15 protein-coding genes are annotated in these 17,957 nt (G+C 70.6%); 2 read left to right on the top strand and 13 right to left on the bottom strand.

Annotated features, from left to right (window positions below; all coding sequences use genetic code 11):
- Window positions 1-508: 508 nt before the first annotated feature.
- The 11 genes from ACFYR0_RS34935 to ACFYR0_RS34885 all read right to left on the bottom strand — a co-directional run bounded on the left by ACFYR0_RS34935 (window position 509) and on the right by ACFYR0_RS34885 (window position 13,820).
- Window positions 509-1,402 carry a phosphorothioated DNA-binding restriction endonuclease gene (locus ACFYR0_RS34935; RefSeq protein WP_389337439.1) on the bottom strand — a complete coding sequence of 298 codons (894 nt, stop codon included), beginning with the start codon at window positions 1,400-1,402 and terminating at the stop codon, window positions 509-511.
- A gap of 423 nt (window positions 1,403-1,825) precedes the next feature.
- Complete coding sequence (locus ACFYR0_RS34930; RefSeq protein ID WP_389337469.1) at window positions 1,826-3,595, bottom strand: ATP-binding cassette domain-containing protein; 1,770 nt, start codon at window positions 3,593-3,595, stop codon at window positions 1,826-1,828.
- Between the two features lie 382 nt (window positions 3,596-3,977).
- Window positions 3,978-5,114, bottom strand: a complete 1,137-nt coding sequence (locus tag ACFYR0_RS34925; RefSeq protein WP_389337437.1) for a hypothetical protein — start codon at window positions 5,112-5,114, stop codon at window positions 3,978-3,980.
- Entirely contained in the window at window positions 5,098-5,931 is an 834-nt protein-coding gene (locus tag ACFYR0_RS34920; RefSeq protein WP_389337434.1) for a thiopeptide-type bacteriocin biosynthesis protein, read from the bottom strand. Before ACFYR0_RS34920 ends, ACFYR0_RS34925 begins: the two co-directional genes overlap by 17 nt.
- A 21-nt stretch (window positions 5,932-5,952) precedes the next feature.
- Window positions 5,953-7,206: a lanthionine synthetase C family protein gene (locus ACFYR0_RS34915; protein WP_389337431.1), complete on the bottom strand. Its 1,254-nt coding sequence runs from the start codon at window positions 7,204-7,206 to the stop codon at window positions 5,953-5,955.
- Window positions 7,203-10,100, bottom strand: coding sequence for a lantibiotic dehydratase (locus ACFYR0_RS34910; protein ID WP_389337428.1), 2,898 nt, complete (start codon window positions 10,098-10,100; stop codon window positions 7,203-7,205). Before ACFYR0_RS34910 ends, ACFYR0_RS34915 begins: the two co-directional genes overlap by 4 nt.
- 91 nt (window positions 10,101-10,191) lie before the next feature.
- Window positions 10,192-10,374, bottom strand: coding sequence for an FxLD family lanthipeptide (locus ACFYR0_RS34905; protein ID WP_389337425.1), 183 nt, complete (start codon window positions 10,372-10,374; stop codon window positions 10,192-10,194).
- A 67-nt stretch (window positions 10,375-10,441) separates the two neighbouring features.
- Complete coding sequence (gene fxlM, locus ACFYR0_RS34900) at window positions 10,442-11,647, bottom strand: methyltransferase, FxLD system (protein ID WP_389337422.1); 1,206 nt, start codon at window positions 11,645-11,647, stop codon at window positions 10,442-10,444.
- A gap of 376 nt (window positions 11,648-12,023) precedes the next feature.
- Window positions 12,024-12,482 carry an ATP-binding protein gene (locus ACFYR0_RS34895; RefSeq protein WP_389337419.1) on the bottom strand — a complete coding sequence of 153 codons (459 nt, stop codon included), beginning with the start codon at window positions 12,480-12,482 and terminating at the stop codon, window positions 12,024-12,026.
- Between the two features lie 163 nt (window positions 12,483-12,645).
- Entirely contained in the window at window positions 12,646-13,239 is a 594-nt protein-coding gene (locus tag ACFYR0_RS34890; RefSeq protein ID WP_389337416.1) for a hypothetical protein, read from the bottom strand.
- Complete coding sequence (locus tag ACFYR0_RS34885) at window positions 13,236-13,820, bottom strand: hypothetical protein (RefSeq protein ID WP_389337413.1); 585 nt, start codon at window positions 13,818-13,820, stop codon at window positions 13,236-13,238. The genes ACFYR0_RS34890 and ACFYR0_RS34885 overlap by 4 nt, the downstream gene beginning before the upstream one ends.
- 350 nt (window positions 13,821-14,170) lie before the next feature.
- Here ACFYR0_RS34885 and ACFYR0_RS34880 point away from each other — a divergent pair, with 350 nt between their 5' ends.
- Together ACFYR0_RS34880 and ACFYR0_RS34875 are read left to right on the top strand one after the other, a co-directional pair.
- Entirely contained in the window at window positions 14,171-15,421 is a 1,251-nt protein-coding gene (locus ACFYR0_RS34880) for a helix-turn-helix transcriptional regulator (RefSeq protein WP_389337410.1), read from the top strand.
- A gap of 13 nt (window positions 15,422-15,434) precedes the next feature.
- Entirely contained in the window at window positions 15,435-15,797 is a 363-nt protein-coding gene (locus tag ACFYR0_RS34875; RefSeq protein WP_389337407.1) for a hypothetical protein, read from the top strand.
- A gap of 470 nt (window positions 15,798-16,267) precedes the next feature.
- Here the strand turns inward: ACFYR0_RS34875 and ACFYR0_RS34870 are convergent, their stop codons facing one another.
- Entirely contained in the window at window positions 16,268-16,978 is a 711-nt protein-coding gene (locus ACFYR0_RS34870) for a hypothetical protein (protein WP_389337404.1), read from the bottom strand.
- A gap of 196 nt (window positions 16,979-17,174) precedes the next feature.
- Window positions 17,175-17,549: a hypothetical protein gene (locus ACFYR0_RS34865; RefSeq protein ID WP_389337401.1), complete on the bottom strand. Its 375-nt coding sequence runs from the start codon at window positions 17,547-17,549 to the stop codon at window positions 17,175-17,177.
- Window positions 17,550-17,957: the final 408 nt, after the last annotated feature.

Genomic DNA, 17,957 nt, shown 5'->3' with positions numbered 1-17,957 from the left:
GTCGGGCCGGCGGCTGCGGCCTGTCCTGAGGAAACCCGCCGGCCCTGACCACCAGCCTCACCATGGAGCCCTCACCACGGTCACGAATCCATAACAGTCCCCCGTGGTCGAGGCATGGTCGGACCATGGTGAGGCCGTGGTCGGGCCGAGGTGAGGCCTGCGGCCGGCCCTGCCCCTGACCATGCGCCCGACCACGGCCCGGGCCGGAGCCCCGGGATCAGGAAGACGGCCGGTCGGCCGTCGGGGAGCGTGGCCGCTGGAGCCTTGGGGTACTGCCGGATCTGCCCGTGAGAGTCGTCCTCGCCCCTGAAGGCGGAACGGTCTGCCGCTACGGGGGATGCGACGGGCCGGATCACCGTTGGCAAGAGCCTCGCCGGGGACAGTGGTCGGCGGTACGCCGTCAGTACCCCGTTCGTCCGCCGTCCAGCGTGGTGCGAAGCGGCGTAGGTGCGGCGTACGCGCCCATCGTTCTTCTGTGAGGGGGATGTCTCGTGGGTGGCTGCCGGGGTCAGGCTGCCGTGGCGGGGCGCGGTTCGCCGTGGAAGACCTGCCGGGCATGCCAGTCGAGGTGCGCTGCGGCAACAGGGTGTGAGCCGGGTTGGGGGCCGATCAGCGGGCGGCCCGCAAGGGCTATGACGTGCTCGCGGGCGGCGGGGCTGTGACCGACGAAGCGCTGCGATACCAGGATGCGGTGATCGTCTCCCACTCCGAGGACACCCTTGTCGAAGAGCTTGTGGTGCAGCGCGCACAGGCACAGCCCGTTCTCGATCACGTCGGGCCCGCCGAATGCCCACCAGCGCACGTGGGCGGCCTCCAGCCCGACCGGCACGGCGCCGATCCTGCCGTCGTAGCCGCAGAAGGCGCACCGGTACTCGTAGGCGGTCAGCACCAGTTCCCGCATCCGTGGGTCCCGCAGTCTGCGTTGCGTCGACAGCTGTGCGGCCTGCGCCGGCTCGAGTGCCAGGCCGACGGCTTCGCACAGTTCCCCGTGCAGAGAGGGCGGGAAGTGCAGGTCGAGCAACCGTCGCGCGATGCTGCCGAGCAGGTCCGGTTCACGGCACAGGGCCGCTCGCAAGTCCGGCGCGAGCCGCCCCGTGGCGGCCGTCTCGCGGAGGTCTCGTACCCCGCTGCCGGGGCTGCCCGGTCCGCGATCGGTGCGGACTTCCCATACGCCGTCGTTGACGAGGTGGTGGAAGGGGTAGGCGGGTGTCGTCTTGTGGGGTGGACCGTATTCGATGAGCAGTCGCTGCAGGTCCTGCTCCACCGCGGTGTATCGCAGGCCACCGTCGGCGTCCTGCTGGAACCGGCCGAGGGCGTACAGGAGCAGCAGCGGCTTGTGCGGAGCGCGTGTTCCACTCCTTGTCCATTGCCTCAGTTTCGAGATCTGCTCCAGCCAGTCCATGGTGGCTGATCGTAGACGGGCCTGGCCGCCCGTTTTCCCGATGGGATGGAGCGGGTGGCGGGCACGGGGCGGGCGGGTGTCGGGATCCGGGCCGGTCATGGGGGTATGGCCTTCTTCGGGGAGCGGGCTGGAAGTCCCGCCGCCCGCGCCCCCGCGCAAGGGAAGGCGCGGGGCCGCGGATCGCGTCGTCACAGGTCTGCGGGGTTTGTGGCGATGCCGTTGTCGGGTGCGGCCAGGGACGAGCCCCGGCTGCACGAGTCGACGTGTGTGTGAAGTCGCTCGGTTTGGTATGCGGCCGCGTGCACAACTTGTGCGTTTTGAGCTGCTGGGGTGTGGAACGGGAGGGCGCGTGAGAGGCAGCACCCAGTGGGCGGGGTGTCTGCAGGTTGCGAGACCGAGCGGGGCCGGCGGTGGGTGGTCGGGTCAGCGGTCCTGGGAGAGTTGGAGGAGTTCGGCGAAGGTTCCGCCGGCGTGGGTGAGGTCGTTGTAGTGGCCTTGTTCGGTGATGCGGCCGTGTTCCATGACGATGATGTGGTCGGCGATTTTGGTGTTCTCGAGTCGGTGGGTGACGACGATGGTGATGCGGTCGGCGGCGATGGTTTTGATCTGTTCGAAGATGGTGTGTTCGCCGCGGGGGTCCATCTGGGAGGTGGGTTCGTCGAGGATGAGCAGGGCGGGCCGGCGGTAGAGGGCGCGGGAGCAGGCGATGCGCTGCCATTGGCCGCCGGAGAGTTCTGAGCCGCCGAAGATGTCGCGGGCGAGGAGGGTGTCGAGGCCTGCGGGCAGGTCGTCGATGGCGTCGCGCAGGCCGGCGGCGTCGGCGGCTTCCCAGACGGCGGTGTCGTCGTGGGTGCGGGGCTGGCCGAGGGTGATGTTCTCGCGGACGCGCAGGGGCCATTGGGCGAAGATCTGCGGGACGAGGCCGGTGTTGGCCCAGACGGTGGCGGGGTCGGTGTCGGCGAGGTCGGTGCCGTTCCAGGTGATCTTGCCCTTGTCGGGGAGGTAGATGCCGGTGATCAGGCGGGTGAGGGTGGATTTGCCGGAGCCGTTGGCTCCGACGATCGCGAGGATCTGCCCGCGCCGCAGGGTGAGGGACACCCGGTCGACGGCAGGCTTGTCCTTGCCGGGGTAGTGGTAGACGGCTTCCTCGACCCTGATCTCCTCGACGGGCGCGGTGACGGCGGCGGAGCCGCGGCGGGGGGCGCGGGCGGTGGCGTCGTCGAGGAAGGACTGCATGTCGCCGAGGTAGAGGCTGGTGTGGAAAACGGCGGCGCCGCCCACGACGACCTGGGAGAGGGCGGCCAGCGTGGTCTGGACGGCGACGACGGCGGTGGCGGCGACGGCGAGGTCGATGCGGCCGCTGACGGCGAGCCAGGCCAGCGCCGCCCAGGCGGCGGTGAGGAAGAACCCACCCGCGAGGGAGGACAGCATCGAGATCCGCAGGGTGCGCGGGGCCGCGGCGAGGGTGCGGGCGTCGCAGCGCTCGGACAGGGCCCGGTACCAGTAGGTCAGGTAGCCGGTCATGGAGTTGGCGCGGACTTCGTCGCCGTACTTCGAGGTGGTCGCCCACCAGCGCATCATGCCGCGCACGTTGCGGTCGGCGACGTTGGCGTAGTGGGTCTCGTAGTCCACCCGCGCACACAGCACCGCTCCGATGCCGGCGGGGAGGACGGCGAGCAGGAGCAGCGGCAGCATCAGCACGTTCAGCACGGACAGCACCCCGCCCGCGGTGATCATGCGGACCAGGGCGGACATGAACCGCTGCGCGTCGTTGACCATGACGTGGGTGCGCAGGACGCCCATCTCGGCGGCTTCCTGACGGTCGGAGAACCCGTCCACGCCGTAGGCGGCGGCCTCGACCCGGCACACCGCCTCCACCAGCGCGCTGTCCGTCCCGGTGGTCAGCCGGGGTGTGATCCGCCGCTCGGCGTACGCGGCCACCGCGTCCGCGCCGCGGCCCAGCGCGGCGGCCGCGGCCACCACCAGCAGCGCGGGCAGCGCCTGGTGCAGCCGGCCGGCGACGGCATCTTCGGAGAGGAGCGGTTTCATGGCGGCGGCGGTCGCGGCCAGCAGGACGGCGGCCGAGACACCGGTGAGCAGCTGGCAGCCCACCAGGAGCTGCACCGCCCGCCGGTCGGTCCTCCACGACAGCCGGGCGATCCTGCCCAGCACGGCGGGGATGTGGGCGCACATCCGGCTAAAGGACACCTCGGCGAGCGGGTTGATCGCGTACTGCCCGCTGTAGGTGATCTCCGCGGGCGGCGGGAACGGCGGCGCTGTGGTGTGCTGTCCGGGGGCTTCGGCAGAAGTCAACGTGGCTCTCCCTTTTCGTCGAAGGCGGGGTCACACGGCTCAACGAACCCGCCCGGATGTCGAACACCTGTGTTTCGAACGGACCCCGAACCCCGCCACACAGCGCCCGGCGGAGCATGCCCGGTGCACCGACCCTTCTCCCGCCAGGGACACGGCCCGGATGGGTGGTGGCCGAAACGCCGGTGGTGACGCTGCTGTGGCGGTCCGGACCTGGGGCCGGGGAGTGCGGGGGCGCCGGGGTGGGCGGGAGGCTTTCACTGCGTCAGGCGGGCGCCTTGCGGGTAGTGGGGCTGTGTTCCGTGCGGGTGAGTGAGCGCCGGATGGTGCGGTCGCTGGTGTGCAGGGCTCGGGTGAGCCGGTCACGGAGATCGTCGGGGAGGTGCCCGGACCCGAGCGCGCATCTGTTCACGAGGTCTTGGCAGTGCTTCTTCTGCTCGCTGGTTGCGAAGGCGGTGAACAGGGGGTGCGTCAGGTTCTCCCGGGCGGCGTATCCGTCGTTCAGCCCCGCCGTTCGGCGGTGCAGTTCGTTGACCACGCGGTACGCCGCTGGTGGTGTGGCACGGCCGATGAGGTCCAGGACTGTCAGCCCGAGCCGGGCGTCGAAGACGGCCCTTCCGGGCTCGGGGGCGAGTCTGGTGTAGATGTCGGCCAGTTGGTGGGCGTGACGGCCGGCAGGCGGCTGGGCGGTGGGCCGGCACAGGGCGGTGAGGCAGGCTGTCACCGCCTGTTCCCATGGCGCGCTGGGCGTGGTCTCTTGCAGGAGCGCTTCGGCGCGATCCGGGTGACCAGTGGTGAGGGCGGCGAGGACGGCGACCTGGCGGCCGTCGAGCATGCGCCGGCCGACGCCTCGGTGTGCCTGGACGTGAGTGAGGGCTTCGCTGAAGCGGCCTGCTGTGGTCAGGGCGCGGGTGCCGTCGGCGATGAGGACGCTCCACAGCCACGTACGGACTTCCTGGCGGGCGTCGTCGTCCGTGGTCAGGGCTGCGGGTACGACGATGTTCTCGATCCTGGCGGGTCTGGCGGTGGTGGCGGCGTCGAACAGGGTGTGCAGGTGTTGCAGGGCGTTGTCGGCCCGTCCGGCACGGATGTGCAGGCGGGCGAGGTTGATGACGGGTTCCAGGGCACGGATGGCGGCTTTGCCGGGCAGGGGCGCGGCGTGCAGGTAGGCGGCGGCGTGCCGGTGGCACAGGGTGCGGGCGTCGTTCGTGGCGCCTGTGTCGGAGGCGAGCAGCGCGGCCTGGTTGTAGACGGTGGAGGCGATTCCTGCGTCGCCCGACTTCGCTGCGGTGTCGGCGAGTTCGGAAAGCGCGTGGATGCGCTGTGCCAGGGGAAGGCAGGCGGGGCGGGGACGGGCGATGAGGGGAAAGCGCCGGGCGACGGTGTCAGGTGGGTGTCCCATGGTCGGCGGGGCTCCTCTCGTGCGCAGGGCTGGGGCCGAAGACGGCGGTCCTGGACGCGGCTGCCAGGGCGGCCTGGGTGTCGTGGGGCAGGCCGATCCGGTTCCAGGCGAAGAGCACGTGGTGCGCCAGCACGTCGCGCAGGCCACGGTGGAGGTTTCCGGAGTGCGCGAGGCGGGCCAGTTCCTGCCCGGCGTTGGTGTAGGCACCGGCCCAGGCGGCGACGTGGGCCAGGCTTGTGCCCGGGCGCATCAGGTCTTCTCCGCCGACGGATATGAGCCGGTGCACGTCAGTGAGGAGCCGGCCGCAGTTGTCCTGGTTGGGGGCGGGGGGTGGCGGGCGGTGGTCGCCGACGCGCGCCCAGACGTCGCCCTGCTCGTACCAGTCCAGGCCGGCGGAGCGCAGCAGGAGGCTGCACAGCATGAGGGATATCTCGCGTCGGTGCGGGCGGGCCCCGGTCTGGAGGTGGCTGGTCATGGCGCGGCTGTCGCGGTGGAAGAAGCGGTGGGCGCAGGCCATGGCGCCGGTGCCGCCGAAGGCGTGGACCTCGGGTTCGTAGACGACGTGCGTCCAGCCTGTCGTGTGTCCGTCTGCGGCCAGCTCGTCCAGGCTCCGGCTGATGGGGTCCGGACTTTCGGCGGCCGGCAGGCGGTAGCGCACGCGCCAGCAGGGGCGTTTTCGGACGATGAACCATGCGGTGAGGGCGCCCTTGTCCTCGGCGGCGTGCAGGAGGGGGGCGAGGCGGGCCAGGGCGACGTTCTCGGCGTGTTCCCAATGGGGGAAGGCGACGTTGGCCTGGCGCCAGGTGGGTAGGTCCATGAGGCGGTCTCCGGAGGTGTTTTACGCCAGGGCGAGGAAGGTGTCCCAGTGCGGTGCGGGCGCGCTGGCCGTGGCGAAGGTGTGCAGGGCGAGGGCGGCGCCGGCGGCTCCGTCGAGGAGCTCCGGATCGTGGTCGTCCCGGTCGAGGGCCGTGGCCAGGTGCCCGGCCAGGCCCGGCAGTTCTGCGGCGATCTCGAGGTTGCCTGTCTCGGTGGCCATGCGCCATGCGGCGTGCAGCAGGCCGGCCGTGCCGTGGCACAGGCCAATCCCGTCAAGCGTGGCGGGTTGAAGCGGGTCGCGCAGGGCGTTGAGGATGGCGTTCTCGGCGGCCTGGACGCGTGCCGGGTCGCGTAGGGCGAGCCCGGCCAGCTGCTGGGCGCGGGCCGTTCCGCTTGCTCCGTAGCACCAGGAGGGGCGGGGGCGAAGGCGTGGATGGATGTGCCCGTTCCTCGCCTGTTCCATCGAGATCAGGCCAGGCCACCAGGGGGCGTCCTGGGTGCCTTGGCGCCACTGGTCCGTCCAGGTGCAGATCCGTTCGACGGCGTCGGCTGTGCCGGGTACGGCTGCATCGTGCAGGAGGGCCTGGGACAGGACGGACAGGGCGGCGCCGATGCCGTGGGCGAGCCCGAAGTTGCCGTGGCCGTGGGGGTAGTCGGCGCTTCGCGCGCCGGTGGGGCCGACGTTCATCCACCATGGCGGCAGGCCGGTGGGGCCGGGTGAAGGCTCGGTCAGGCGCACCAGGTAGGACAGGACGTCGCGGGTGATGCCGTGGTGCGGGTGGCGGCTGAGGTGGTGGGCGGCGAGCCCGGCAAGGCCCTGGATCAGGTCGAACTCTTCCATCGGGGGCCGTTCGCCGCGGTCGATGCGCTGGTGGGCCTGGTTCAGACGGTTGCGGGTCACGTGGAGAGTGGCCTCGTCCAGGCGTTCCAGGACGGGCAGGTAGCGCCTGGATGCGCCGGCGGCGCGGTGGGTGATGAACGCGAGGGCGGGGGCCCCGAAGTAGAGGTTCGCGTTGGCCGCCGCGCTGATGTCGCCGTGTACGGCGGCAGCGAGCCAGGTGTGCGCGGTGTCCCAGTCGCCGTGACCGGTGCGGGCGCGTTCGATGTGCAGCAGGGCGATACCCGAGGCTCCGCCGGCCAGCGACTGCGGCCAGGACCGTCCGCCGTCCGGCCGGCCGCCCGGCCACGCGGTGCCCGGGTCGGCCAGTGTGCGGGCCAGTTCGCCGGCCCTCGACAGCGCCGCCAGGCAAGCGGGGGCGGGGGCGGTCGTGGTCACGGTGTCCTCCTTGCTCGTGCCGTCCAGCTCAGGGCGGCGGCCCTGGCCAGATGCAGGTGGATGCGCTCCTCGGCGCGCGCCGGTCCGAGCATCCGCACGTGGTGGAGGTGCAGCAGGTCGGGCAGCAGGCTGTCGGGGGGTACGGCCGCGTCCGTGAGCGCGTGCCGGTAGGCGGCCAGTGCCGTGCGTCGCGTGCCCCAGGCTGCCCTCAGGCGTTCGTCAGGGCTCGGGGTGTCTGCGTTCACCAGGTCGACGGCCTGGCGGTAGACGGTGCGGGGCGGTGCGGCCGGGGCGGTACGCGTGTGCTCGATCAGCCAGCGCATGGCCGTGGCGCTGTCGCCGAGCAGACCGGTGGCGATGTCGACCATGCTCGCGGCGGTCACTGCGCGGGCGTCCGGGCCGCCTGCGGGCGGGAGGGCGAGTTGGGCCAGGGCAGCGGCGGAGTCGGCGGTGAAGTAGCGTTCGGCCGCGTCGAGAGCGGTGGGGCCGCCGAACCGCGCGGTCTCGGGGTAGTAGGTCTCCACGCCGGCCCGATTGATCAGCCCGTGCTGCCTGAGCCGTCGGGTCCACTCGCCGATGTGCTCGAAGACGGTGCCGAGGGTGCCGGGCGCGCAGGCCAGACGGAGGCGCAGGTGGTCGCCAGGGTCTCGGTAGCGCACGAACCACCATCCAGGATCACCCAGTTCCTCCAGCAGGGACGGCAGATGCCGGGTCAGCAGGAGGTTCTGCTGGTCACGGTGGCCGTACAGCTGGAGGTAGAGACGGCTGTCGCAGCCGGGCAGGTGGCCGTGCTCGCGGTCGACGGCGTGGTGCGCTGCGGAGACGGGGGCGACGCTCTGGTCTGCGGCCAGGGCGATGACGGCTTCGTGGGCGCGCCCACCGGTCCACCCCAGCTCCCTCGGCGATGGTGCGGGAGACAGCCGCACCGTGCCGTCGCGGTCCACGTGGGTGCGCAGCAGGGCGCGGTGCGAGGATTCCGCAAGGTCGAGGGCCATGGCCTGGTCGCCCTCGCTCAGGTACACCCGCTCGGGCAGACGTACCTCGCGACGCCACCGGGCCAGCGCCTCGTCCCACTGCGGCCACGGCGCCGACGCGGCAGGCAGGTTGTTGCGGTCCAGGAGCCAGCGGGCCGGGGACAGGACGGTCCGCCGGTAGCGCAGTGCGGGCAGGAACGGGAGGCTGGAGGCGGCGCTGCCCCACATGACTCCCGTGCAGGGCACAGCCAGCGCCACGGGTGCCTCGGCCAGGAAGCGGGCCAGCGGATGCGTGTGGCGGCTCAGGTCCACGGCGTTGAGCACCAGTGTGTGCACGGGGCGGCGGCGGGAGAGCGAGACCAGGTGCAGCCGTGTGGCGTCGGCAGTGACCGCTAGGTCTGTCACCGGGATGGTGCTGGTGTTTGGGCCGGCGCAGTCGCCGAGTGCGATCACCAGTGCCGCTGTCTGCGGGGCACGTGCGACGTTCTCGGCGCGCAGGGTCAGCGGTGGGGAGCTGATCTGTGCGAGGAGCGCACCTCGGTGCAGGGCGGGCAGCCCGGCATACACCTCGCTCATGCGGCGCCGGTCCTTGTCGTCCAGCGCGTGAAGGAAGCGCCCGGTGGTCGTTCCCGCGGAGCGGGCCACTCCGACGACGTGCAGGGTGAAGTGGCCTTCCTGCAGGGCGGCAACGCTCGCGGCGTCGATGCGAACAGTCAGCTCGGTGCTCGGCTGGACGGGATGGCCGGGATCAGTGGCGGCGAGTTCCTCCAGCGCAGCGTCGTCGAGTTCCACTTCGAGGCGGCCCTGTACGGCGGCGGTGTGGGCGAGTCTGATGAGGCGGCTGTCCCGGTCGGGCAACGGGTCGGGTGCCGGCGCGGTGGTGGCCGAGAGATAGCCGGGCGGGTAGCCGAGTGCGTCGATGGCGTCCAGTACGGGAACGGACGCCCGTAGCCCGTACCGTTCGAGGAACTGTCCGTGCCACTCGGCCCATCCGGTGAGCGCCGGACGGGGCGCCAGGCGGGTGAGTGCCTTCGCTGCCGCTGCCGCCTCCTGTGCGACCGTCTCCGGGATGGTCAGGTCCCAGTCCATCCGCAGCACCAGCGCCCGTTTCGGGGTCTCACGCAGCTCCGCGACCTGCGCAGGCGGCAAGTGCCGGGCATGCGCGAGGAGGTGGGTGAGGGGGTCCGTGACGGTCATTGCCGGGCGGAGGCTGCTCAGCAGGACCCGTTGCTTGACCAGGCCCGTAAGGACGTTGTCGATCGCCGCGGGCGGGGCGGCCGGGAAGGCGGCCGCAAGCCTGGCTGTGAGGTCACCCCACGTAACCGGAGTCCGTGCGCCGTGCAGGGCTTCCCGGACCGGCTCCGTCAGCCGGACCTGTACATGCTCCGGTCCTTTGCCGGGTATGCCGCTTGGGCGGTGCTCGATCACGACGTAGCCGCCGCGTTCCACGGCGAGAGCGGAGACGACCAGCATCAGGTGGGGGCGCAGACCATCGTGGTCCTCGAGCCGGTTGACGAGTGCCGTGCTGTGCGCCGCGTCGGCCCGGGCCACGGCATGGTGATCGTCGCCCACCCGCAGGGCGGCCGTGGCGCCTATGCGTGCGGCCGCGACGCCGGCGAACAGCCCGAACGGAGTGGCGCGCGACTGGGCGCGAAGGAGGTAACGCATAACCGAGAGCACCGTGCGCCGCAGGGCGGGGTCCGGCAGCGACCGGCCGGCGCAGATCTGGTCCACCCTGTCTGCGAGGTCGGGGCTGGCGGCCGTGACTGCGGCGGCGAACTCCTGCGACCAGGTCTGCTGCAGCCAGACGCGCCACGACGCCGGGCCCGCTGACGGTCCGGTCAGGTCCGGCCAGACCGTCCGGCGGCGGAGGCTCCACGCGGCGGCTCGGACCGCTGCTGCGTCAACATAGCGATACACACGCACTCCTGTGGCTGCGCGGTGCCCGGCCGCGCCCAGGGGCGGGCGCGACCGGGCGTCGTGGAGAAAGCGGGCTTGTGCTGCTTACGGGTTACGGGCAGGTCACGCACGCGGTTGCGCACGTGGAGTTGCAGCCGTCGCTCGTCAGACGGATCAGCTGATCCGCGGCCGGTCCGCCTTCGACGATGGTGATGTCCAGGTCGAAGCCGGTGAGGTCGGTCTGCTCGGCGGCCGGCTGCGCGGGCGCCATCGGGCGTTCCATCTGCACGGTCATGTGATGCCTCCTTGGGGCAGGTAGGTGGTGGTGCACGGCCCGGATCCCCGGCGGGGATCCGGGAGTCTCAGGTCCAGGCCGCCGTGACGATGCCGTGGGGCCGCACGGCGGCGTTCTGGGGCAGCGGCGAGGGCGTGGGGCCCGGCAAGTACCGGAGCGTCGCCGCTCCTCGGCGACGGTGCTGGGCCGCCCAGCGGCGCAGCAGGGCCACGTACTCGTCCGCGAGCGCTTCGGCGTGCGGGCCGTGGGCGATGACACCGCTCTCGAAGCCGCCGGTGCCCTCGTTCCCCCGGCGAGTGCGGTAGGCGATGCTGTCCTCGCTGACCAGCGCGGGTACGCCGAGCCGGGCCGAGGGCTCGACGAGACCGGAGTCGATCACCTCCTGGTGCGCATGCAGCCGGGCGGCGCTGGACAGGTGGAACGTGAGGTACAGCTCCAGCTCGTCGGGCAGGTCGTAGGCGGCACCCGACCAGCACTCCAGCCGGGAGCTGGCCAGGGCGTGGTTCAACGCCCGTGCGTCGAGCGGGACATGGACATCGTCGGTCTGCAGCGCGATGCCCTCGCGCAGCATCGCCTTGCGTTCCTCGGCGGCGCCGTCGCCCTGCATGGGCACGAAACGCGCCAGGCCGTAGGAACGGCTGACCAGCCCGCCCTCGCCGTCGTGGTCGAAGGCGACGGTGCGGGTCGTGCCGCATACCGTCAGCGGGACGACGAGCCGGCCCTTCGCGGAGAGGGAGCTGATCCAGGACGGGGGGATGTCCCACGCGGCGGCAGTGACGATGATCCGGTCGTACGGTGCGCCCGTGGGGACGCCGCTCTCACCGTCCGCGACGACAGTCCTCACCTGCGGGTACCCGGCCTCGTCCAGGCACCGGCGGGCACGGTCGATGATGTCGCGGTCGATGTCGACGGTCGTGACCTCCCCCTCAGAGCCCACGAGTTCCTGAAGATACGCGGCGTTGACACCGCCGGAACCGATCTCCAGCACCCTCATCCCAGACTCGACGCCGAGCTGCTCCAGCATCACCGCCTGGAGGTGGGGCGCGGACATGGCGCTGATGTCCAGGCCGTGCTCGTCCTGCTTGACCGGCACGGTGCGGTGAACGTCGTAGGCGAGGTCCAAAGGCGCATCCGGGGCGAACAGGTGCCGCGGCACGGCAGCGAAAGCAGCGGCCACACACGAGGACGTGATCGCGTCGAGGCCGCGTAGAGCGCGCATCATGTCCGCGCGCAGTGCGTCGGGATGGCGGGTCGAGTCGTCAATAGCAGTCATACGGTTACCTACTTACGGTGAGAGGGGGTGCTTGCGGCAGCCCGGTACGTGTCGGGTTCTCGTCCCTGAGGACTCAGGCGGTGCTGCTCCGGCCCGGTCGTTCTTCCGCGCAGTTCCGCAGCCCTGGTGGCCGTGGTTCCTTCGGCGGGAGCTCTGACGCGCGACACAGGCAGGTTGCGGAGTGTAACGAGAGTGCTACAGGGCTGAGGTTGCTGCGGGGACGTCGACGGTCGGTGGGAAGCAAGAGCGATGGGCTGGGCGAACGAGCTGTTCGCTCCCGGCCAGCGGCTACAGAGGATGCAGTCCTTGGCCACCTGTTGGCCGCGCCGGAGACCAGCGGCGTTGGGAGGATGTCGTCGCGCCACGTCCGTGACGCTCACTCGTCGCCCTTGGTGAACAGTTCGCACCAGACTTCTTTTGCGGATGGGCGTCTGCTGGGGCCGATAAGGTCATAGCCCCATCGGTCAGCGATGGCATCGACGAGGAGTAGCCCGCGGCCCGACTCGTCGGCGTCACCGATCTGTCCGAGTGTGGGCAGGCGTGAGGGTTCTCGGTCGATGATCCCGACTCTCACCCGCGTCGCCGTCGGTCTCACGATGACCATGCGGATCTCGTGGCAGGGGGTGTGCCGGGCCGCGTTCGCGATCAGCTCCGTGACGATCAGCGCGGCGGGCTCTGCGAGGCTGCCGAGACGCCATATGGCCAGGACGTCACGGACGCGCTCGCGGGCGATCCCGGCCGTGGACGGCGCGCACGGGAGGGTCTGGCTGTAGGCGGAGTGTCCGACGCTTGCCGCTGTACGGACTTCCGACGGGCTGCGGGTCGGACGGTCCACGTCGTTGTCCCTTCACTTTGGGACCCGGCGTCGGGCCGCGCGGGGGCAGGCGGCCCGACACCGGGCGTATGAAACCGCTCCTCACCAGGCGGGCGGTCCACTGGCGCTCGGTGAGGAACAGGAGTTGAGGGGGAAGCTGTAAGCGCCACGGCGCCTGCGGCCTTCAGGAAATGGTGCTGAGCACGGACCCGAGGAGGGATTCGTGAGGTGCGGGACCGGGCCGGAACTGATCGAGCAGTTGACGCAGCGCCGCGGGCGGGACGAGGCGGTCGCCTCGGCACGGCCGCAGCCAGTACGGTCCGGGCGGCTCTGTCGCCGTTATCGCCGGCAGGGCCACGCGGTGCGGGCTGCCGAGGCATAGCGCGTGGCGGTGCGGCGCCCACTGCTCGCTGGTTGCGGGTGGGACGAGCCAGATGAGCCAGGAGCGGTGGGGATCCTCGATGACGGGCCCGCACGCGTCGGGCTGGTCGTCGCCCGCATGCTGGATGCCGTCCATGACCGCAAGGGCGGCGTAGGCCTGCGGGCCGGCGGCCGTGACGACGATGTCGAAGAACTTCCCACCGAGCGGGAGTTGCAGGACTTGCTGCTGCTGGAGGGCCATCAGGCTGCGCACACGGGCGGCGAGGTCGCCCATGTCGGGGGCGACGCGCTGGGGGTCGACGGTGCCGGTGCTGGTGGTGAAGCCGGCCGGGGCCGTATCCGGCAGCTGCCGGGCGGGGTCGGCGTCGCGGCGGGGCAGATGCCCGGTGAGGGTCACGCCAGCCCCGTCTCGCCGGCCGGGCGTAAGACCGCGGTGACCGTCTTGCCCGTCACCCGTCCGTCGTCGTCGAGTTTGACGTCCCAGGACAGGCGGTCTTTGTAGTGCCTGGCCCACCACAGGCCGCGGCTGTGCGGGTGCGATACGGAAGCGGCCGTGTCGAAGCCGGGGAGGGCGGGGTCGGCGTCATCGATCTCGATGCGGAGTTCTTCCGTCTCCGGGACGACGGGCAGGCGCAGGCCGAGGCAGCCGTCGCTGAAGGGTTTGCCGTGGCGGGCTGCGTTGTCGGCGAGCTTGGCGCGGATCTGGCCGACGGCGTCGATGTCTCCGGACCGGCGGGCGACGCTGAGGTGGGGATGTACGCGGAGCCGGGCCCTGGGACCGGATGCCTCGTTCGTCGGCAGCATGGTTTCCCATAGGTAGCGGGGCGTCTCCGGTTCCACGACGAGCGGCAGCAGGGCGCCCGCGCTGACCGGGTAGGGCTGGGGGTCGTGCTCGTCTTGAGCGGCGGACGTTTCGGGTAACGGCCCTGAGGCGATCTGCGGTGGGTCGGTGTCCTGCTGGGTTGGGGTCGGGTTCACGGGGACTTCCCTGCTTTCTGTGCTGGTTGATGCAGTCTCAGCGAACGCGACGAGGTGCACTTTCCGGTTTGAGTACGAGACGAGGATCTTGGCGGTCCACGCGCCGGGGCGAGAGGATCGGATCCGAAAGCGTCGTCGACGTGAGGGCCGCATTCGCGATGGTCACGAGTTTGGGGGCGACTCTCCGCGCCGTCGAGGTAGGGAGGGCAGATGCTGTCCGGCGGCTTGATGACTAGCCAACCGCTGAAGAGCGGAGCGGACAACGGCATCCATGCGGCATCCTTGATGCACCTTTGATGCACGGGGCGCACCACACGGATAAGCCCCTGGTCAAGCGGGAGGAAGTCGACGTGGGTCTCGCTGAGCAGCGTAAAATCTTGGGCTACAGTCAGGAGACGTTCGCACAAGCTCTCGGCGTGGACCGCACGACGGTCGGCCGGTGGGAGCGGGGCGGGACCCAGCCCACGCCTGAACTGCGCCGCAAGATCGCGCGCTTGCTGAACCTCAGTCTCGCCGAACTCGATGCACAGCTGGCCCCATTACAAGAAGACCTCCAGGAGCCTGCGGCGTCGCCCACTGCCGCTTCCGATGCTTCCGGGGGAATCGACATGATCCGACGCGAGTTTCTGCGCCTGCTCGCGGTGACCAGTGCCCTCACAGCTCTCGACGCCAGCACCGAGGAAGTGGCGGAGGCAGCCGACCGGTCGTCAGTTGAGGACTTCCACTTGATGAACGGACACCTGTGGCAGGTGTACCAACTCGCACGGGCCAAGCGTTCCGTGACCGCAGTCGTGCAGGACCAGCTCACCGCGCTGAACGACAGCCTCCGATCAAGTCCCTCACGGCACACGGACGGCCTGTGCAAAGCGGCCGGCGACTTGTTCCAGCTTGCCGGAGAGCTGGCGTTCGACGAGAACCGGTACCTCGACGCTGCCGCGGCCTACACGCTGGCAGCATCCGCAAGCACACAGGCGCATGACTTCGACCTGTGGGCCTGCGCCCTGGTCCGGCACGCCTACGTCGACATGTACGCGCGCCGCTACCAGGAAGCAACCGAGACCCTCGACGTCGCCCAGCGCGTCGCCGCACGCGGCGACGGTGCACTGTCGACCCGATACTGGGTGGCCTCCGTGCAAGCCGAGGCATACGCCAACCTTCGGAACCTGGACGCCTGCGAGCGCGCCATGGACGAGGCCCAGAAAGTGACGCACTTGCCGGGCCCGGTGCAGAACGCCGGCTGGTTGCGTTTCGACGGCTCGCGACTGGCCGAGGAGCGCGGAGCGCGCTACGTCCAGCTTGGTCGCCTCGACCTGGCCGAGGCCGCGCTGAAGAGTGCACTCGACTCGACCGCTCTGCGACGGGGTATGTCGTTCCGTCGCCGGGGTGTCGTGCTGGCCGATCTTGCGATGGTCGGTGCCAAGCGGGGGGACGCCGAGCAGGTCGTGCACTACGGCAGGGAGGCGCTGCAGGCGGCGAGGGCATCGGGCTCGGGGTACGTCGCCCGTAGACTCCAGAAGCTGCGCGCGGATCTTGCCGTAATGGGCAAGGACAGGCAAGTGGCGGAGTTGAACGCCGAGATCGGTGTTCTGTGCGCGACCTGACGGAAGGATTGGAATGACCGCCGAGGGTGCTCGACTGTTCCGTGAAGCGTGGATCTCCGGGGTGACGAGGCACTTCCCCGGTGAGCCCAGGCCGGGCTACATCACCCCTTGGGAGGAGACTCCGGATTGGGAGCGGGAAGCGGCCGGTGCCGTATACAGGCAGGTCCGGCAGTTTATCGAAGAGAGCGCTGGCAATGCCTCCCGGCTCTCACGCGAACAGCGTGGCCGCTTCGTCGCGACGTGCTGGATCGGGCAGATGTACAAGCACTTTGGTGACCCCAAGCCTGGTTACGTCGCCGACTGGCCGGAGCTGCCCGAGTGGCAGCAGGAGACGGACGCCGACATCTTCGAGGCGATTGCCGACTCCCTGGCCTGACCGGAACGCACGCAGTCCCGCCGCCGTGCACGGCGGCGGGACTGCGATGTGTCAGAAGCCGCCAAGGCGTTGGCTGACCGCGTAGATGTCGGGCAGTTGGACTTCTTGATCATGAACTCGCTTCCACCGGATACGAGTTCGCGCACGGAGGAAAGGCTGGGCGCGTCGAAGCCGGGAAGTGCTGGCTGGCAGGCCGACGGTGGAGACGCCGCTGGTTACTTTCAGCCTGAGGACGTTGGGGACGACGAGGTCGCCCGTGACCACGTCCCGGCATCGGAGGGCAGCCTGCGTGAGCACGCTGCCGGGCAGCGGCTGCCCGCTGCCCTCGACTGTGCACGTCCCGACAACGGTCTGGACGGTGCTGCCGTCGGGGCAGAGAGTTGGCGGGTGGTCGGCCCCCTTCGGACCCTCACCGCGACCCACCCGCCATGGATGCGGCAGACGGGGCGTGGCCGGGGCTGGGCCGGCTGTTAGCGTCCCGTGCCGCGTTGGGCGGCCTGTTCGAGGATGCGGCGTCGGGTCCAGCGTCGGCGTGCGCCCTTCTCGGTGAGTGCGTCGGGTGTCGTGAGCAGGGGGAGGTTTCCTTGGGCGAGGCTGGAGGAGAAGGAGTTGACGCTCTTGAACCCCAGCAGCGCCGCCGCCTGCGCCGCGCCCAGCAGCTCGTCCGGGTCGCCGTCGGCGGGCACGTCGGGCAGGGCCGGAGCGCCGCGCCCGGTGCCGGTGCGTTTGCCGCGGCCGGGGCGGGTGGCCATCCAGTCGGTGAGGGTCTGTACCCGCCATTGCAGCCGGCGGTAGGGCTTGTCGGGGGTGCCCATCTCCTGGACGTGGTCGGGTTCGGGGAAGTAACCGGGGTGGTCGCGGACGTAGGTGGTGACCTGGTTGGGGTTCTTGTAGCCCAGGAACCTGGAGGCCTCGGCGGCGTTGAGGAATTCCTGGGGGTCGCGGGCGGGTGGGGTGTGCTCGCGCAGGCGGGCCTGGCGGCGGTCGGCGAACCAGGCGGTGATCTCGGCGTGGTTCCACAGGCGGGCGCGGCCGTGTTGTCCGGCGGTTTCGGGGAAGGGGGTGTCGGCGGCGTTGGGTGTGCGGGTGGTGTAGAGGCTGCTGATGCGGGCGGGGGTGAGGCCGTGTTCGGCTGCGATCTCGGCGGCGTCGGCCAGGCGGGGCTCATCGCGCGAGGTCATGGCGGGGGTGTCCCTCCGGGTCGGGGGCGGTCCGGTCCTCCCGCCCACAATTCATATAATGACAGGAGTCGGGGTTGGGGTCCAGTGCGCGACCCTGGCCTTCCGAGGATTGGCCGGTAGCGGTCACTCTCCGGGATCAAGGACACTCTGCGGCGGGCTGCGTCCTCTGCCATCTCGGTGGAGGCGAGGCTGCTGCTCAGTATCGTCTGATCAAGTCCTCGAGTTTGGCTGCGTAGTCGGCGTCCTGCTCGCGGCGGTGCTCGATGTATGGCCATGCCTTGGCGTAGGTCCTGGGCAGGTTCGGGAAGACGTTCTTGACGTCTGGCAGGTCGACCAGCTTGCGTTCCACGAGGAAGCCGACCAGCTCGAACTGCTGCAGCAGATCGCTGAGGTCGCTGAGGTCCTCGGCGGTGAGTTGGCTCGGCTCGCCGAGCTCGCCATTGCGAAGACGCCTGCGGATCTTGTTCAGGGTGGGGGACTGGCATTCCTTGTGTACCGCCAGCAGGGCCGTCATGGCGCGCGAGTCCTTGGCTTCCTTGACCTGGCGAGCTGCGAAGACGAGCGCAGCCACTACGCATATCGTGCTCATGACTGAGCTCACCGCACCGATTGCATCCCACATGCCTGTGCACGCTCCGCGTGTGAGGGAAGCTGGCTGTCCTACGGGGCGTACCCTTCCGAGCGCGAGTGAAGGCATCCATCCCGATCGTGTCGGACTGCGGATCCGGGTGACTTCCGCATGCCGGCCGGCATCCTGATAGCGGCGCTCTGCAGTGCGGCGAGCTCGGCCACCCCTGGATAGGCGGACCCCGCCGAAGGCAACGGGCGGCCACTCAACGTCGAGGCCGGTGTGGTAGGCGATGCCCCGGTCGGCCACCCCCGCGGTCTGCTTAGGCGGAACTTCTGGATGTGGGGCACGGGGAGGTCCCCGGCGGCAAGCCCAGCGACCGCGGACGGCCCACATGCGCGCGGCACCCTG

The sequence above is a fragment of the Streptomyces sp. NPDC005017 genome (assembly GCF_042873115.1).
GTDB lineage: Bacteria > Actinomycetota > Actinomycetes > Streptomycetales > Streptomycetaceae > Streptomyces.
Note: the sequence above shows the minus strand (reverse complement) of the source record. Positions and strands in the feature narration are given on the sequence as shown.

What these genes read in the sequence shown, in the direction of transcription:
- ACFYR0_RS34935 (WP_389337439.1), bottom strand. Translation starts at nt 1,402, where the DNA reads ATGGACTGGCTGGAGCAGATCTCGAAACTGAGGCAATGGACAAGGAGT.
- ACFYR0_RS34930 (WP_389337469.1), bottom strand. Translation starts at nt 3,595, where the DNA reads ATGTGCGCCCACATCCCCGCCGTGCTGGGCAGGATCGCCCGGCTGTCG.
- ACFYR0_RS34925 (WP_389337437.1), bottom strand. Translation starts at nt 5,114, where the DNA reads ATGGGACACCCACCTGACACCGTCGCCCGGCGCTTTCCCCTCATCGCC.
- ACFYR0_RS34920 (WP_389337434.1), bottom strand. Translation starts at nt 5,931, where the DNA reads ATGGACCTACCCACCTGGCGCCAGGCCAACGTCGCCTTCCCCCATTGG.
- ACFYR0_RS34905 (WP_389337425.1), bottom strand. Translation starts at nt 10,374, where the DNA reads ATGACCGTGCAGATGGAACGCCCGATGGCGCCCGCGCAGCCGGCCGCC.
- fxlM (WP_389337422.1), bottom strand. Translation starts at nt 11,647, where the DNA reads ATGACTGCTATTGACGACTCGACCCGCCATCCCGACGCACTGCGCGCG.
- ACFYR0_RS34875 (WP_389337407.1), top strand. Translation starts at nt 15,435, where the DNA reads ATGACCGCCGAGGGTGCTCGACTGTTCCGTGAAGCGTGGATCTCCGGG.
- ACFYR0_RS34870 (WP_389337404.1), bottom strand. Translation starts at nt 16,978, where the DNA reads ATGACCTCGCGCGATGAGCCCCGCCTGGCCGACGCCGCCGAGATCGCA.